The sequence below is a fragment of the Variovorax sp. 01N429 genome, from assembly GCF_056399425.1.
In genome coordinates this window covers 57,716-74,335 of record NZ_JBFTRG010000017.1, presented here as the reverse complement: position 1 = coordinate 74,335, position 16,620 = coordinate 57,716, and the positions used below count along the sequence as shown (strand labels likewise).

Sequence of the window (16,620 nt, the reverse complement as noted above, 5' to 3'; positions counted from 1 at the left end):
CAGCATTTGCGCGTGAATAAGGAAAGTGCATGAGACACGAATCCCCGGTTTTGCGCGCGCTGCACGGCATCGCATTCGTGAGTGCTTTCGCGCTCGCGGGCTGCGGCGGTGGTGGCGGTGGCGCGGGTGGCGCCAATGTCTCGGCGACGGAGCTTCCGGCCATCCCGCCGGCTCAGATCGACGCGGCCATCGCCCAGATCGACCCATTGGCAGCCGATCTGATGCGCCGCTCGGGCATTCCGGGCATGGCCGTGGCCGTGGTGAAGGACGGCAAAACCGTTTACGCCAAGGGTTTCGGGGTGCGCCGCTTGGGTTCGCCTGAAACGGTCGACACGGACACGGTCTTTCAACTGGCTTCGGTGTCGAAGTCGGTTGGCGCAACCGCGATGGCCACGCTGGTGAGCGGCGGAACCGTCAACTGGGACACGCGGGTTGCCAGTGTGATGCCTGACTTCAAGCTGGCCAGCGACGCGGTCACGCAGCAAGTGGCGATAGGCGACTTCTACGCCCTCCGTTCGGGCCTGCCGGCCGGCGCGGGCGACATGCTCGAAGTGCTGGGCTACGACCGGGGGCAAATCCTCGAGCGCCTGCGTTACGTTTCGAACCAGGGCTTCCGGACGCAATATGGCTACGCGAACTTCAGCATCACGGCCGGGGCGCAGGCCGCGGCCACGGCCGCCGGCATGGATTGGGAAACGATCAGCGAGCAGAACCTCTATCGGCCGCTGGGAATGGCGTCCACCAGTTCCCGCAACGCCGACTTCATGCAGCGGAGCAACCGCGCTTCGCTGCACGTCAAGCGGGGTGGCAACTATCAGCCGCTGTATCTGCGTCAGCCAGACGCCCAATCTCCCGCGGGCGGCGTGAGTTCCAGCGTCAAGGACATGGCGCGCTGGCTGGCCATGGTTCTGCAAAACGGCGTCTACGAGGGTCGGCAGGTGGTCAAGGCCGATGCCTTGTTGCCCGCCTTGAACGTGCAGATCGACCGGGGCCCGGCCGATGGTGTCTCCGCGCGTTCGAGCGGCTATGGCTATGGCTTCGTCGTCACTGTCGCGCCGTCTGGCCGCGTCAAGCTGGGGCATTCAGGGGCGTTCACGGCAGGCGCAAGCACGTCCTTCTCGATCATGCAATCGGCTGGCTTGGCGATTGTCACGCTGACGAACGCGATGCCCGTGGGGGTTCCGGAGGCGTTGAACTCGTCTTTCGATGATCTGGTCGAGTACGGCAAGGTCACGCGTGATTGGTATTCCATCACGCGAGCCGCATTCGAGCCGATCAACGATCCCTTGGGTTCGCTGGCTGGCCAAACGCCGCCGGCCCCGCCGGTTCCAGCCCTCGCCGCCACGGCTTATGCCGGCACCTATGCCAACAGCTACTTCGGCGACGCGGTGGTCGAAGCCAGCGCCGGCAATTTGACCTTGAAGATGGGCCCCGGCGGCGTGACGGTCTACCCCTTGCGCCACTGGAGCGGAAATACTTTCATCTTCGACTGGAGCGAAGGCGAAGGCAGCGTGATGAGAGTCGATTTCAATGAAGCTTCAGGCGTGGTGAATGGTGTGCAGATCGAGGCCTTTGTGGAAGATCAGACGGGCGGCGTGTTCACAAGGAAGCGATAGCCACATGAAAAAACCCAAATTTCGGGGCTTTACGTGGTCGCTGCCATTCCTGCTGAGTCTGGCCGCGTGCGGCGGCGGTGGCGGTGGCAATCTGATGGCGGTCTGTCGAGCCGGGCAGGTCGAGCTCGAATCCAACTGCGTCGACGCGACACAGACCGCCGATCTGGTGCGCGAGGTCGTGCGCGAGACGATGGCCGAACTCGACCTGCGCTCGGCCATCGTGGGTGTGAGCGTGGGCGACACACCGGTCCTCAGCCAGGCCTGGGGCGAATCCGCGCACGGCCAGGCGGCCACCGTGGACATGCATTGGCGCAATGGCGCAATCGGCATCTCCTACCTGACCACCGCCTTGCTCCAATTGCAAGACCAAGGCGTGCTCAGCATCGACGACAAGCTGTCGAAATGGCTGCCCGACTACCCGCGAGCCGGCGAGATCACGCTTGCCATGCTGGCAAGCAGCACGTCGGGCTATGCGGAATACGTGGACCCGGACGTCATTCCGCTGAAAGGCGACGTTGATCGGCAATGGACCCAGGACGAACTGATCCAGATCAGCCTGGCGCAGGGGATGAAGTGCGAGCCCGGCACGTGCTTTTTGTATTCGCACGCGAACTTCGTCATCCTCGGGCGTGTCATGGCGATGGCCAGCGGCAAGCCGGTCGCCGATTTGATCCGCACCGGCATTCTGGAACCGCTGAACCTGCGCGAGACACGCAGCGACTCGACGCCCTTCATCCCCGAGCCCGTGCTGCACGCCTTCTTGAATGTTCGGGGAAGCTATGAGGACAGCACCGGTTGGAACCCCTCGTGGTCTACCGCCGAAGGCGCAATCATGACCAGCACCATCCCCGACGTCATGCGCTCGGCGGAGGCAATCGCCACGGGCCGCTTGATCTCGCCCGAGAGCCACGCGCAGTTTCTGGAACCACGCACCGCCGCGTTCGCGCCGTGGACGCGCTCGCGCTACTACGGCCTGGGTATCTTTGTATCCAACGGATGGCTCATGCAGAACCCGGCTTTCTACGGCTATGCGGGCACGATGGCCTACCTGCCGGCGCAGAAGATCACGATCGCGGTCAGCACCACCCTGGGGCCTGATGCTTCCCCTGACGGCAATGCGTCGTCCACGATGTTTGAGCGGATCGCGCGGCGCCTGACGCCATCCAGCGCACCCGCATCATGACGCAACGGTGACTCAGCAGACACTTCCGGCTCAAATGCAAGACAGAGAGTGGCGCACTGCACTAGCTTCCAGCGTCTGCATACCGCTCGACCTGACAGGCATAGCTGCCGGGCCCCGATGAGCACGCCGAGTACGGATTGGGCGGAAGGGAGCAGCCGCCGAGGACACACAACAGCACGAAGCTGATCGCAATTTTGAACACTTTGGCCTCCTGAATCTTTGCTGTGACGTAGCGCCCATTCCCTGGGCGAGCTCGGTTCAAGCCGCTGCCCGCATGGGCCCCAAGCGTCGCATCTTGTCGTACAGCGTCTTGCGCGGCAGGCCCAGGCGCTCGGCTGCTGCGGCCGCGCTGCCGTTGCACGCTTCAAGGGCCTCGTTGATCAGGTAGCGCTCGAACTGCGCCAGTTGCTCGTCGAGCGTGCGTTCGATGTGAGTGAGCTCGCGCACGCCGGCCTCGCCGTCCCACAGGCCGAGCACGAAGCGGTCGGCGACATTGCGCAGCTCTCGCACGTTGCCCGGCCATGCATGCGCCACCAGTGCCTCCAGGTGGCGCGGCGCCACGGTGGGCAGTTCGCGCTCGTGCCGCAAGGCGGCCTGAGTTGCGAAGTGGGTGAAGAGCAGCGGGATGTCCTCGCGCCGGTCGCGCAGCGGCGGCAACTGCAGCAGCACCACGCCAAGACGCCAGTACAGGTCGTCACGGAACTTGCCCTCGCGCGCTGCGGCCAGCAGGTCGGCCTTGGTGGCAGCAACCACCCGGCAATCCATGGGCCGCAGCTCGTTGGTGCCCAGCCGCTCGAACTGCCGCTCCTGCAGCGTGCGCAGCATCTTCACCTGCAGGTTCATGGGCATGGTTTCGATTTCATCGAGAAACAGAGTGCCTCCGCGGGCATGCTCGATCTTGCCGATGCGCCGCTTGGCCGCTCCCGTGAAGGCGCCGGCCTCGTGGCCGAACATCTCGCTTTCGAACAGCGTCTCGGGCATGCCGCCGCAGTTGATGGCGGCAAAGTGCCCTGCGCGGCGGCGGCTTCCTTCGTGCAGGCAGCGAGCCACCAGCTCCTTGCCGGTGCCGGTCTCGCCCAGGATCAGAACATCGGCGTCCGAACTTGCAACGTCGCGCACCAGGCGCCGCAGCTGTTGCATGACTGAAGAGCGGCCAATGAGGCGGGCCTCGATCGATTCGAACCCAGCCAGCTTTGAACGCAGCTGCTCCACCTCCAGGCTCAGCGCGCGCCTTTCCATTGCGCGACGGACCACATCGGTGAGCTGCTCGGGTGAAAAAGGCTTTTCGAGAAAGTCGTAGGCGCCCAGGCGCATGGCCTGCACGGCCATGGTGATGTCGCCATGGCCGGTGACCAGAATCACCGGCAGCGCTGGGTCGATCTTCAGTGCGCGCGAGAGCAACTCCAGTCCGTCGATGCCCGGGAGCTTTACGTCCGTGACCAGCACGCCCCGCAGGCCAGGTGCAAGCCGCTCCAGCACTTTCTCGGCCGAGCCAAAGCCGGACACGTTCAAGCCAGCGAGCTGCAGAGACTGCGTGCTGCCCAAGCGCACGGCCGGGTCGTCTTCCACGAAGAGCACTTCCATTGCATTCGATTCAGGCATGTGATGTTTCCCGTTGTCCATGGCGCAGCACTGCGATGAAAACCGCACCGCCCAGTTCGCTGCGACCCGCCCGCAAAAGGCCGCCGAAGTCGCGAACGATGCCGGCAGAGATAGCCAGCCCCAGCCCCAGGCCAAGGCCTTGGTCCTTGGTGGTGAAGAAGGGCTCGAACACGCGCTGCGCCACTTCAGGCGCAATGCCCGGGCCGTTGTCGTGCACCTCCACCACCACGTTGGCGCCCGAGCGGAACACAACGATGCGCACGCGGCGCCGGCCCTGCGGCTTCGTCAGCGCGGTTGCGTCGAACGCGTTGACCAGAAGGTTCACCAGCACCTGCTCGAGCCGGTTGCCCTCGCACAGCGCATGCAGGCCTGGCTGCACCCGCTGCTCGAGCTCAATGTGCTCCTGCCTGATGCGCTGCTCCAGCAGGAACAGCGCATCACTGATCACGTCCGCCAGCGGCACCGGCTGCAGTTCGACGCCCGAGCGGCGCGCAAACTTCTTGAGCTGCGCGGTGATCTGCCCCATCCGGTCGGTCAGCTGGCAGATGGTGCGCAAGTTCAGGTCCACCTGCTCCGCCTGCCCGCGCTGCAGGAACACCACAGCGTTGGCCGACAGCGTGCGCAGCGCCGCCAGCGGCTGGTTCAGCTCATGCGTGATGCCTGCAGACATCTGGCCCAACACGGCCATCTTGCCGGTCTGCACCAAGTCTTCCAGCGTGTTCTTCAGGATCTCCTCGGCCCTCTTGCGTTCGGCCACCTCGGTCTGCAGATGCTGGTTGGCTTCGCTCAGCGCCTCGGTGCGCAGCTGCACCTTGTGTTCCAGCTCGTCGTAGGCGCGCTGGAGCGCTTCGCGTGCAGCCAGTCGCTGGTGCACGATGCGGCGGCGCTGCTGGAAGAACAGCACCAGCAGCGTGAGGAACACCAGCGCGAACATGGTCAGTACCGCCGCTGTGCGCGCAGACGCATGCACAGGACCCATGTCCGACAGCATGATCAGCTTCCAGTCGGTGCCTTCCACAGCCCGCGCGTCCAGTAGCAGGTCGGGCCCGAAGCGGACGGCGGCCGACCGGCCGGGCGCACTGTCGGCGCCGATCTGCACCACTTTTGCCGCACCGCCCGACATGGGCTGGTGCTCGCGCATGGCCAGCGGCGTGAGCGTGCCTGCCTCTGTGTACTGGCGCGTCTGCGCCAGCTGCGCCTGCGTCTGGGTGGAAAGCGGGTGCAGCGTGCGGAACTTCCACCCCGGCACGGACGACAGCACCACCACGCCGTTGCTGTCGATGGCCAGCACCTTGTCGGCCGAACTCGACCACGCCGCATCGAGCTTGTCCAAGCCCACCTTCACGGTTGCCACGCCAATCTGCCGCCCGCCGTCCGAAACGGCAAACGAGAAGTAGTAGCCGGCCTCTCGGCTCACGGTGCCGATGCCATAGAAGCGGCCCGGAACGCCGCGCATCGCGTCGTGGAAATACGGCCTGTACGAAAAATTCATGTGCACGAAGCTGCCCGGTTGATCCCAGTTGCTGGCGGCCAGCGTCAGGCCAGTGGCGTCCATCACGTAGCTTGCACTCGCCTGTGCGTGGGCGTTCACGGTTTCAAGATAGCGGTTGGCGTCTTGCCGCAGGCTGTCGTCGCCGGGCGAGCGCAGCAGGTCCAGAACATCAGGACTCAACGACAGGACCTGCGGCAGGTACTCGTAGCGGCTGAGTTCGCTGCGCAGGCTGGTTGCATAGATGTCGAGCCGATGCAACGTGCCCTGCTGAAGCGAGCGGATGCCGCTGCGCTCGGCCGCAAGATAGGCCAGCGCACCTGACGCCGCGGCCAGGCAAACCCACGCGCCGACGGCGAGCCAGCGCCACCATCGCGTGTGCGGCGCGGGATGTTCCCGAAGCTCGTCCAGGGAGCCGGTCAGGCTGGCACGGTAAGGCTCGGCGAGCCTCAACACGGTACGCCCAGCCGAAAGGAGCAATGACACAGGAGCGGGAAGCGGTGCCGCTTGGGTTGGCAACAATGGGAAGCGATCATAGGGACGCGCTTCGCCAAGCGGGAGGTCGGAATTACCCTGCTTGCGCTCTGCGGCCGCTTCACCGCACCGGGCTCCTAGTCCGCGTAGATGCCCGCGGCCCTGATGACCGGCCCGAAGCGCTCCACTTCGGCCTGCACGAACTTCTTGTGCTCGGCCGGTTCCTCGCGCTTGTCAGCCATCACCACCGCGCCCAGGCCTTCCTGCTTCTTGATGAAGTCCGGGTCTTTCAGAGCCACCCTGAGCGCATCGTTGAGCTTCTTGAGCACTGGCGCTGGCGTGCCCTTGGGCGCGTACATGCCGTGCCAGATCGTCACCTGGAAGTTCTTCAGGCCCGACTCGTCCAGGGTCGGAATGTCCTTGAGCGCGGGCGTGCTGAGGCGCTTCAAGGTGGTCACCGCGTAGGGCTTGACCTTCTTCGCCTCGATCTGTCCGGTGGTGTTGGTGGTCTGGTCGCACAGCAGGTCGATCTGCCCGCCGATCAGGTCGGCAATGGCCGGTGCCGTGCCCTTGTACGGCACGGTGGTCATCTCGGCCTTGAGCTCGCTTTGAAACAGCAGCCCGCACAAGTGCGAGGCCGAACCAATGCCTGCATTGCCGAGGTTCACCTTGCCGGAACTCTTGGCGATCCACTCGCGCAGTTCCTTGAAGTTGTTGGCCGGCAGGTCGGGCTTGCCGATGAGCGTCATGGGCACGTCGTTGATCATGCCCAGGTACTCGAAATCGGTGTCGTATTTGTAGGGGAGCTTGCGATACAGAACGGGGGTGGTGGCCATGCCCACGTGGGTGATCAGCAGCGTGTGGCCATCTGGCTTGGCGCGCGCCACCTTGGCGTTGCCGATGGTGCTGCCTGCACCGACGGTGTTGTCCACCACGATGCTCACACCGTCCAGCGGCGTGCGCAGGGCCTCGGCAAGGTCGCGCGCGACGCGATCGGTGGGCCCGCCGGCGGCAAAGGGCACCACCAGCGTGATGGGCTTGCCATCGGGGAAATTCTGGGCATGGGCGCTCATCGATGCAGCGGTGGCTGCCATCAGCGCGATGGCTGGAAGGATCTTTTTGTAGGCGTTCAAGTTTCACTCCGCATGGCGGCAGGTGGTTGGAAGGAGAAGTGGAAGGAAAAGCCGGAAAGATCGGCCGCCGGGCGCACCCGGCGGCCGACCGATCATTGCGGCAGGCTTGGCGTCAGCTGGCCCGTGATGTCGAACAGGAGATTCACCGTCGAGGGCCCGAACGACAGCCACGTACCGGCTAGCGGCTGCTGGCCAACGCCCGGCTTCGTCCAGTCGCACACGCCTTCGGGGAATGCGGCGTTGAGCCGCGCCCATTGCGGGCCGCTGAAGATCACGCCGTAGTCCGACGGGTTGAGCGGCTTGAGCTGGCACTTGGCAATGTCGTCAACCAGCGGCCCCCCGGCTGCCATGCGTGGTGTGGTGCCTGCCGGGTAGAAGGTGTTGCAGGCGCCCGGGCCGAATGCGGTCTGCTCTTCCTCGTACTTCAGGCCATTGGCCCAGCAGGCATCCTTCAGGTCGGCCGGGCGATCTGCGCGAACCTTCTGCGCCAACGTGCGATCCGAAGCGTCGGCCTTCACGGCGCGCAGCCAGCGGTCCATGGCATCGAACGCCTCGGCGCTGCTTGCGCCCTTGGTCCACATCACGTGGTTGCCGATATCGCCATTGGCTCGGCGCAGGCGCTCGCGCATGGAGAACGAGTGGATCTTGGTGTGAATGTCGCCGCCGACCGTCTGATCGTTGTAGTCGCGCAGGTCGATCACGGCGGTAGAGGCGAGCCCCCCGGCGCCGTTGACGATGCGACCCGACTGGTAGGCCCGGCGCAGCGCTTCGATGTCTCCGACCGTGCGCGTTGCGGTACGTTTCATGTCGCGGTCCACACCGCCGACCCGCTCGTTGAGGTCCAGAAACTTCTCGAGGCTCAGCTTGCCCTCGTTGAGCGCGTTCAGGCCGTACTGAATGCCCACGTTGTCGATGGGTCGCAGCGCAAAGCCTCCCTGCGCCGTCTTGCCATAGACGTTGATCGTGTGGTCCCACACGGTGGCGCGCGCTCCGGTCGGGTTGTTGATCGGGTGGTAGCGCTGCGCCGCCGGCACGCCCGCGGGGAAGGACACCACCGGGTCCAGCCGGCCGGCGCTGTTGCTCATGTTTGAGATGTTGCCGATCTGCAGGTAGCCCGAGATGGCCTGCTTTTCCGCGACCGTGTAGCTCAACGCGCTCGTGGCCGGATCGTTGAAGTAGTTGTTCAACACCCGCGAGTCGTGCAGCTTGAAGATGGTCGACGAGGTCACGTCGGCAAACACCTGGCTCACCACCACACCGTCGAAAAGGCCCGGATAGTTGTCGCTGGTCTGGTGGCTCTGGTACGAACCCCCAGAGCCGCCGGTGCCGATTGTGTAGTCGGGTACGCCGAAGTTCTCGATAAAGCGTTCCTTCACCATCGCAATCGTCTCGGACGAAAGTTGGTCGTTGCAGTTGGTGCCGAACACGTTGAGTGTGGACGTGGTCACCGCCAGCCCGCGGCTCTGGTAGGTGGGATTGATCAGCGTGCCGAAATCATTGCCCTGCTGGAACCACCCGCCCTGGCAGCCGCCCCCTAGCGGATAGATCACGCCGCCGGTCCAGCCGGCCGGTCGCGACGTGGGCGACGGCGCAGGCTCGTTGAGCACGTCATGCAAGATGGCCGACTGGTACAGCGCGCGATTGATGGTGCCGCTTTCCAACCGCACCACATAGGGCACCGACTTGCCGTTCACGGTCAGATAGCTCATGTTGGCCGGGTACGAGGTGATTTCTTCCGGCACGAACCGCGTGTTGCCGCCGGCGGTGTTGCGGTAGTAGTAGTCGACTCGGGTCACGACAGAGCACTTGTCGTCGCCCGTGGGCGTGAGCTTCTGGCCGCCCATGCGGGTGAAGGTTTCGTAGCCACACACGAAGGGCTGTTCGTGCGGGCCAGAGATCATCGGCCCGGTCACCGGGTACGCGGTGAGCACCTGGTGCGCGCGGTAGCCGCGGAACTTGGCCACCAGGTCGTTGGCCCCCAGCTTCAGACCCGTGAGCTTGCCGATCAGCCGGCCGGTCACGGGGTGCGTCTGAAACACATCGGTCACGTCAGTGCCATTGAGCGTGACGGAGAAATCCTGACTCGGTTGCGGCGCCAGCTTTTCCAGTTCGACCAGCGCGTCGTCGCCCGACACCAGGTGGGGCTTGGACGACAGCACGTTGATGCGGATGGTGGGCGCGCTATTGCGCGGCTCGCCGGGAACATCGTTGCCAGGCTTGGCCGCCGAAAATGCGCTAGCGGTTCTCGTGCCGATAGCGCCGCCGCCACCGCCAGCGCCATCGCTCCCTCCCCCGCAGGCTGCCACGATGAGTGCGGCGCCAAGCGCAGTGATTGCGCTCGGGTGCCCAGGCACGCGAGCGCGCGCCAGGACTTTGTCGGTTCTGTTCATTGATCTGTCTCCTTCTTGGACTTGCAAAAAGCACGGACCCGGCGCCGAATGCAATTGCCACTTCTCTTCGCGGCGCGTGGCGGCCAGGGCAAATCGTGAATAGCAACGCACATGCCAATCGGCACATGGCTTGCAAGTCGTTGAATTCAAAGGAGCGCGCCCGTGATGCTCAGGGTTTTCCCCGGCGCTTGCGGATGGAGATCCGCACAGCTGGAATCAGCTTTGTCTGGAAAATGGCACGCGAGCATCGTCGGGACCTTCCCCGCGCTGAATGCGCGACCAGCAAACGAACTGGAACGCTGGATCGATGAAATCGAGCGGCACCTCGCCGAACACGGGACAAGGTGCCATGCCCAAGACGGCAGCGCTACCGAATCGCGCGAATCGAACCAGCCCCCTTGCGCCCCGCCATCGCACTCGAGATTTCAGCCCCGCGCTCGCGCAGATCCTCGCCAAGCGCCTTGATGTCGGTCTTCGTCATCTGCGCGCCGATGCCCACGGCACTGATGGCCATCAACGGCTTCTTGAGTTCGTCCAGCACGGCCGTCGAGACTGTGGTGACACCTTTCGCGTAGTGCCCGTGGTCAACGGCGTAGCCGCGCTTGCGTGCCTCTTCAACTTCCGTTGTGACGCAGAGCGACCTCCCGCAGATGCGGCTTGACCATTGCGATATAGCTGGCTTGCTCGAGAGTCCCCTTGGCAAGGGCAAGCAAGCCCAGGCCCACCGAATAGGTCTTGAGCTGCTTTCCAAGGCTGTCCATGGCGGGATCCGTGTTTCGAGCGCGGCGCATGGCTGCTAGGCCTGCACGCCGCTCAACATAGTCGGCCACGCGTGCGCGCGCCGCGTCGGCGAAGCCGTCGACCGAAAGCACCTCCGTGGCAAGACCAAAACCCAGTGCCTGCCTTGCAGCGAGTTCCCTGGCACCGACGCACAACTGCGCCACGACCGCCGAAGGCAAGCGCGACTGCAGCACGGCCGGGTACAGAGAACCGCGCGCTCATTTCCTTCAGCCGGACTGCCTGGTTGTCGCAGAGTGTGCGCACCAGTACGCGACAAGCGATTTCCGAACGAGCAAAGGCCATGAAGAATCGGTCGCGGAAAGCCGGCGGCGAGCGCTACAGGGGGATCGACGTGCAGTCGGTTGGAGTCGCCGTTGAGCCGGTACAGCAAGGCAGAGTGCTGCCATGTCCGAGGCAGCGACCTTTTGTCTAATGGCCGACCTTGATTGCGATCTTTCCTACAGCCTTGCGATTTTCCACCGCCGCGATCGCCGCAGGCGCATCCTCAAATGAAAAAGCGGTTGCACTTCCGGCTGTATCAACTGCTCGTACCAAAGCGCGACAAGCGACGCAATGTTGCGATCATTGCCGGCAGGGTTCTCCAATAAAAAGCCGCGCCAGTGCACACCGAGAACCTTGCAACGCTTCAAGAGGACCAGGTTCAGGGGCAAACGTGGAATGCCAGCGGCAAAGCCGACCACCAGATGCCGGCCACCGGCGCAGCGAGCGCAGCGCCGCCTCACTGTAGTTGCCACCAACGTCCGCTTCAAAGCAGATTGTCCGCAATTCGGCGGCGTCAGAAATCACTAGAGCGGCGCCCTCGGGCTTCATCCCGCGCCGCCCGCTTCGCCTTGAACAGATCCCGAAGCACCCGGCTGTATGCATTGGCGGGGCCGTCTCCTGTCGTCTCGATGGCGCAAAAGATCGCCTGCGGATACTTCTCGGTCACCAGCGACTGAACGCCGTCCGACACCCCCGAGGACGGCATGCAGCCGAAGGGCTTGACGCTGACCACCATATGCGCCTTGCGGTGGCGAACGCTCTGGATGAGCTTGCCGACTTCCATGTGGCCTTCGCCGCCGCGCAGATGGTTGTCGTAGTAAGGATGCGAAAGCGTCGCGATCTCGTCGAAGTCCGACAAATGGGCTTTCTTCAGCCCCAGCAGCGCCGCACAGACACCGAATGCGGCTCGCAATGCAGACTCCGCCGCCATCATCGAGAGCCGCCTGCGCACCGGGCGCTTTCCGGCCAACCCGTGCCGCGCATCGTCATCCGAGGGCAAGGCCATGCGCCGCCGCGTGTCCCACTTCACCTGCCATAGGTTGTAGAGCAACCAGGCCGTGACCGGCTGCACGTCGACCTCCGCACCCTCGGCTTCGAGAAATCGCTGCAGTCGATAGTTGCCGTCGCCCTCCGTGGTCATGGCCCAGAACTCGCCGATGACCGAGACCTTGGGCTTGACTTGCGAGCGGTCGAGCGCAACCGCGGCAAGCAGGCGGCGGCATTTCCACAGCGCGGCAAGCATGCTGCTTCGATCCCCGAGCGCGTCGTGCAACAAGGCCTTGCAGCGATCCAGCGCGGCATCTGTTGCGCCGGGCACCTGTTCGTAGGGTCGCATGCGATAGCCCATCGCATTCAGGACGTCGCCGGCAACGACCGCTCGCAGCACCGCCAGGAAGAACCTGCGGTCGAGTTCCAGCCCGTCGCCCTCGCCGCAAGCCTGCCTGAGGCCGCCCTGCTGCTGGAACAGCAGCACGCGAAAGCCCTCGAAGCCCGCATCGCGCAAAGCCTTGCGGTATTCGGTGGCGTAGGTACCAAAGCGGCACGGGCCGCATGCGCCCGCGGTGAGAAAAACATGGCGCTCGACGATCTCGCGTGTGCTCAAGCCCTGCACATCGCGCAACGCAACCAGGTGCTTGACCAGATTGCCCACGGTGAAATACGTCGGATTGCACTGCCCCCGGTTGCCGAACTCGCGACCGAAGCGCAGTGCTTCGTTGTCTGGCACATCGAGCACTCGAACCCGATAGCCGATGCCTGCGAGCGCGCCCTGAATGAGCAGGTCCTGCGCCTGTGTCAAGCCGCCGCACAGCAGCGTGGTGTGCTCGCGTTGGGCGCGCGTGAAGCGTGTCGGTGCGGCATCGCGCCAATGAACCGGCGGTTTTCCGTCCAGCCCGAGCCGGGCGCGCTCTTCGCGTTCGAAGCGGCGCAGTTCTTCCTCGATGTCGGCGGCGCGTGCCGCTTCGTCGCGCAGCCAGACGACGGTGCGGGGCGCCGCGTTTGAAACATTGTTCATGCCAGCCTCCGTGGGTGTTCGGAGTCGGTCGCGGATTGAGGCCGCGACCGGTGGATGGTGATCGGATGCACGTTCGAAGGCGGCGGCGCGCCGCAGGCGCGGTCATGCACCGGCTCGGGCCGTGCGAACACCATCGGCTTTTCTTCGGCCAGGTACGACGCGTAAGCCATGTCGAGGGCGTCGGGCACTTCCGAAACTCCGCCGCCCTGGCGCGCCCTCAGTTCCCGCCGTTTTTCGCCGATTCGCCGCTCGAGTTCGGTGCGCGCCTGGCGCAAGTCCTGCAGCTTCTCCGCATGCCGCTGAAGCGCATGCGCATAGGTCCGCACCCTGATCTTGATCGAGCCGGACGGCTTGTTGGCGTCGATGTCGTGCAGCGCCGCGTAAGGCGTGGCGCTCGCACCGATGATGTTGTCGATCATCCCGTAGGTCGGCGCATCATGGCCGCACTTGAAGCTGGAGAAATCGAGCACGACCAGGTTGGGATGGCGCGCTGCGAACTTTGCGGCCCAGACCTTTTCCGCGCTGTTGGTCGAGTAGGCCTCGGGCCACACGTCGGCGATGCGAAGCGCATCGCCCTCTTCCGCTTCCTCGTCGGCAAAGAAGCGCGCCAGCCATCGTGGATCCTTCGGGATGGAGCGAATCGAAAGCACCGGATAACCAAGCGCCTGGAACTCGTCCAGCACGCCATGGTTCAGGCCCGGATCGTTGTGATAGGGCCGCCCCAGCATCAGGATGCCGACCTTGTTCTCCTCCTCGAGCCGCTCCAGCAGCAGCAAACCGCGCCGTTGCATCTCGCTCTCGAAGGCCTGCATCGCAGCAAGTCCCTGCTCCACCGCGAAGTCGCTCTCGTCGCGCGTGATGCGCAGGCGCGTGCCCCAGGCCTCGAACATCTGCATCTTCATGTAGTGCTGCTCGTTCAAGGTGATCGCCGGATCGACATACGCCACGCCGGCTTGCCCGAAGTAGTCCACCTCTTTCGTGAAGGCGGCGCGCACGACCTTCGGAACCCCCGCCACGATCGGGCACGCGGTCGTGTCGGGCATGCCCCGCACGAAGCTCGGCAGATGGGTGAGGCAGGGGAAGAAGATGAAGTCCAGCGGCCGGGACTTGTGCTTGACCATCAACAGGTCGTGGACGTGTGCCTGCGCCACCTTGGACGGAAAGCACGGGTCGATGGAGCCGTATCGACTGCCCGCTTCCCACAGAGCCTCGCTCGTGAAGTCGGAGAACACGATCTGACGACTGTCGACGCCAAGCGCTTCGAAATACGCGCGAAACAGCGGCGCGGTCGAATACATGTTGAGCACGCGCGGCATGCCAATGCGCAGACGTGCGCGGTGCGCCGCGCTGTCGTCGCACGAGCGCTCGAAGCCTCGCTCGAATGGCCGGCGCGTCATGCCCAGGTAGAAGGACTTCCATGACCTGCGTACGCGCACGTCCTCGACCGGTGTGCCTGCATCAGGCAACGGCTCCGCCTGATGGAATGACTTGAAAGCAAGCTCCGCCTCGTAGTCGACCAGATTGGGAAACTGCGACTTGAGCGACTTGCGCTGCGTGACCAGCGCCTTGAGCGCCTCCTTCGACTCCACCGTGCCGTTCTCGCAAGAGAAGCCGGCGATGTAGCGGCTCTTACTGCCGCTCTGCGTTGCGGCATCGATGAAGGTGCGCTTGCAGGCGTTGGCGCAGAAGTGGCAGACGGTGCTCTCGTCGTTGCGCGTGGTGTACCCGAGCCCGATCGCCGCTTCGAGCCCGACGAACCGACTGGCGCCACGCCGCATGACGACACGCCTCGCCTCCAGGGCCGCGCCGATCGCGCCCGCTTCTCCGCAGTGCGGGTGCACGCGCACCACGGCGCCCGGCACGCGGTCCACGATGTAGTCATGTTGCGCCTTGACAGCCGCGAGGTTGTGTTGCGTGCCGCCCTGGAGCACGAAGACGCGGCCGAGTTGCGCCAGCCTCGGCATCTGCACCACGTACTGCCAGATGTTCTTCGGCAGCACGAGCGCCAGGCCGGCCATGAGTTCTTCCTTGGCGTAGCCCTCTTTCTGGAAGGTCACGCGGTCGGTGTCGAGAAACACCGCGCAGCCGTAGTTGAACTGCGGGCTGAGCCTCGCCTTGAATGCCGTCGCGGCATAGTCTTCCATCGCGACGCCGAACTGGCTCGCCATGGCCTGCAGCAGCATGCCGTTGCCGGCGGAGCATTGGTTGGAAAGCCGGAAGTTGCGGATTTCCCCCTGCGCCATGAAAAGCACCTTGATGTCCTGCCCGCCGACATCGCACACTACGTCCACATCGCCGAAGCTGCGCGTGGCCGACATCATGTGCGCGACTGTCTCGACGATGTTCGCGTCCGCGCCGATGGTTTCTTCCAGGATGTCGGCCGCATAGCCGGTCGCGCCGAGGCCGAGCACTTGCAAGGTGGCGCCCTGCGCCGTGACGAAATCGCGCAGTCGCGCCAGGATCTGCTTCGCATCCGCGATCGGGTTGCCTTGCGAGAGCTGGTAGTGCTTGAACAGAAGCTCGCCGGCCGGATCGAGCAGCACGGCCTTCGACGACGTCGAGCCGCCGTCGATGCCGACATAGGCCTCCACCAGCCGGCCCGGAGAGAACGCCGCTGGCACGAAGGCAGGCACACGAAAGCGGTCGATGAATGCGTCGCGCTCTTCATCGCTCGCCACCAGCGCCGGGCCTTGCGCAAGCATTGCGCGAGCGCCTTTGTCTACCGCAAGGGAGGCACGCAGCGCAGCGCTGCCCAGGTAGCGTCCCGTCTCGGCCGGTTCCTCCAGTCCGTAGACCGCCGCGCCATAGGCGGCGTACAGCGCAGCGTTGTCCGGAACGAAGACGAGTTCCTCGGGACGCGCGTCGCGCACGCATGAATGGCCGCGCGCCCGCCACAGCTCGACGATGCGCTGCCGCCAGCAGGCCTGCAGAAACGGCAGGTAGGTATTCGGCCCGCCGAGCAGGAGCACGCGCGGCTGCAAGGTGTGGCCGCGCGTGAGCACGGACAGGTTCTGCGCCACGATCGCATCCGCGAGCGAGCACATGACCTCTTGCGCCGGAATGCCCGACTTCACGAGGCCCACGATGTCGGTCTCGGCGAACACGCCGCACTTGGCGGCCACGGGATGCAGCTTGTCGGCATTCCACGCGAGCGTCGCGAGCGCCTCGGCTGGCAGGCCCACCTTCATCACGCACTTGTCGATGGTCGCGCCGGTGCCCGAGGCGCACTTGTCGTTCATCGAGGCGACCACGCGCCGGTCGGAAGCCGCCGCACCGGGCGGCGCGGGCTTGTAGATGATGATCTTCGCGTCCTGCCCGCCGAGCTCGATCACGCTGCCGACATCCGGATGCAGCGCATCGACGGCGATGGTCACCGCATTCACCTCCTGCACGAACTTCGCGCCGATGAGCGGGGCCAACGGCGGCGCACCGGAGCCGGTGACGAAGGCGCGCATCGATGAAGGCGGTACATCGCCGAAGTGCGATTCGATCGCCGACAACTGCACGTCGAGTGCCGCAGCCTGGCGCGTCTCGTGGCGGCGATAGTCGGACCAAAGGACGGCGCGCGTCGCTGCATCGACGACCACGGTCTTGACGGTGGTCGAGCCGATGTCGATGCCCAGGACGCGTTCCGACGCCGCAGATCGTCTTTCCACG

General features: G+C 64.8%; 10 protein-coding genes and 2 pseudogenes. 3 read left to right on the top strand and 9 right to left on the bottom strand.

Translation table 11 applies throughout. The annotated features are described in order from the left end of the window. Positions 1-29: 29 nt before the first annotated feature. Positions 30-1,616: a serine hydrolase gene (locus AC1DSF_RS24465; protein WP_478124302.1), complete on the top strand. Its 1,587-nt coding sequence runs from the start codon at positions 30-32 to the stop codon at positions 1,614-1,616. A 4-nt stretch (positions 1,617-1,620) separates the two neighbouring features. Next, positions 1,621-2,799 carry a serine hydrolase domain-containing protein gene (locus AC1DSF_RS24460; RefSeq protein ID WP_478124303.1) on the top strand — a complete coding sequence of 393 codons (1,179 nt, stop codon included), beginning with the start codon at positions 1,621-1,623 and terminating at the stop codon, positions 2,797-2,799. Between the two features lie 258 nt (positions 2,800-3,057). Here AC1DSF_RS24460 and AC1DSF_RS24455 read toward each other — a convergent pair whose 3' ends face one another. The 4 genes from AC1DSF_RS24455 to AC1DSF_RS24440 form a co-directional block, all read right to left on the bottom strand. Continuing rightward, positions 3,058-4,401, bottom strand: a complete 1,344-nt coding sequence (locus AC1DSF_RS24455; RefSeq protein ID WP_478124304.1) for a sigma-54-dependent transcriptional regulator — start codon at positions 4,399-4,401, stop codon at positions 3,058-3,060. After that, positions 4,394-6,346, bottom strand: a complete 1,953-nt coding sequence (locus tag AC1DSF_RS24450) for a sensor histidine kinase (RefSeq protein ID WP_478124305.1) — start codon at positions 6,344-6,346, stop codon at positions 4,394-4,396. Before AC1DSF_RS24450 ends, AC1DSF_RS24455 begins: the two co-directional genes overlap by 8 nt. 155 nt (positions 6,347-6,501) lie before the next feature. Beyond that, complete coding sequence (locus AC1DSF_RS24445; protein WP_478143973.1) at positions 6,502-7,458, bottom strand: tripartite tricarboxylate transporter substrate-binding protein; 957 nt, start codon at positions 7,456-7,458, stop codon at positions 6,502-6,504. Between the two features lie 131 nt (positions 7,459-7,589). After that, complete coding sequence (locus AC1DSF_RS24440) at positions 7,590-9,887, bottom strand: DUF6351 family protein (protein ID WP_478183593.1); 2,298 nt, start codon at positions 9,885-9,887, stop codon at positions 7,590-7,592. Positions 9,888-10,127: 240 nt separating this feature from the next. Here AC1DSF_RS24440 and AC1DSF_RS24435 point away from each other — a divergent pair. Further along, a pseudogene (locus AC1DSF_RS24435) lies at positions 10,128-10,223 on the top strand (nitronate monooxygenase); the annotation flags it as partial. A 31-nt stretch (positions 10,224-10,254) separates the two neighbouring features. On the opposite strand, the gene AC1DSF_RS24430 reads toward AC1DSF_RS24435, so the two are convergent. The 5 genes and pseudogenes from AC1DSF_RS24430 to AC1DSF_RS24410 all read right to left on the bottom strand — a co-directional run bounded on the left by AC1DSF_RS24430 (position 10,255) and on the right by AC1DSF_RS24410 (position 16,619). Next, on the bottom strand, positions 10,255-10,590 hold the full coding sequence (locus tag AC1DSF_RS24430; RefSeq protein ID WP_478183592.1) for an IclR family transcriptional regulator domain-containing protein: 336 nt from the start codon (positions 10,588-10,590) through the stop codon (positions 10,255-10,257). Beyond that, positions 10,502-10,846: a hypothetical protein gene (locus AC1DSF_RS24425; protein WP_478183612.1), complete on the bottom strand. Its 345-nt coding sequence runs from the start codon at positions 10,844-10,846 to the stop codon at positions 10,502-10,504. The genes AC1DSF_RS24430 and AC1DSF_RS24425 overlap by 89 nt, the downstream gene beginning before the upstream one ends. Positions 10,847-11,010: 164 nt before the next feature. Then, positions 11,011-11,058: pseudogene (locus AC1DSF_RS24420) on the bottom strand (hypothetical protein); the annotation flags it as partial. Between the two features lie 405 nt (positions 11,059-11,463). Beyond that, complete coding sequence (locus AC1DSF_RS24415) at positions 11,464-12,963, bottom strand: hypothetical protein (RefSeq protein WP_478183591.1); 1,500 nt, start codon at positions 12,961-12,963, stop codon at positions 11,464-11,466. After that, the gene (locus AC1DSF_RS24410) at positions 12,960-16,619 is read right to left on the bottom strand and encodes a BadF/BadG/BcrA/BcrD ATPase family protein (protein ID WP_478183590.1); all 3,660 of its coding nucleotides are present in this window, start codon (positions 16,617-16,619) and stop codon (positions 12,960-12,962) included. Before AC1DSF_RS24410 ends, AC1DSF_RS24415 begins: the two co-directional genes overlap by 4 nt. Position 16,620 lies beyond the last annotated feature (1 nt).

Coding starts and splice junctions, on each gene's coding strand:
- AC1DSF_RS24465 (WP_478124302.1), top strand. CDS start 30: ATGAGACACGAATCCCCGGTTTTGCGCGCGCTGCACGGCATCGCATTC.
- AC1DSF_RS24460 (WP_478124303.1), top strand. CDS start 1,621: ATGAAAAAACCCAAATTTCGGGGCTTTACGTGGTCGCTGCCATTCCTG.
- AC1DSF_RS24455 (WP_478124304.1), bottom strand. CDS start 4,401: ATGCCTGAATCGAATGCAATGGAAGTGCTCTTCGTGGAAGACGACCCG.
- AC1DSF_RS24445 (WP_478143973.1), bottom strand. CDS start 7,458: ATGGCAGCCACCGCTGCATCGATGAGCGCCCATGCCCAGAATTTCCCC.
- AC1DSF_RS24440 (WP_478183593.1), bottom strand. CDS start 9,887: ATGAACAGAACCGACAAAGTCCTGGCGCGCGCTCGCGTGCCTGGGCAC.
- AC1DSF_RS24415 (WP_478183591.1), bottom strand. CDS start 12,963: ATGAACAATGTTTCAAACGCGGCGCCCCGCACCGTCGTCTGGCTGCGC.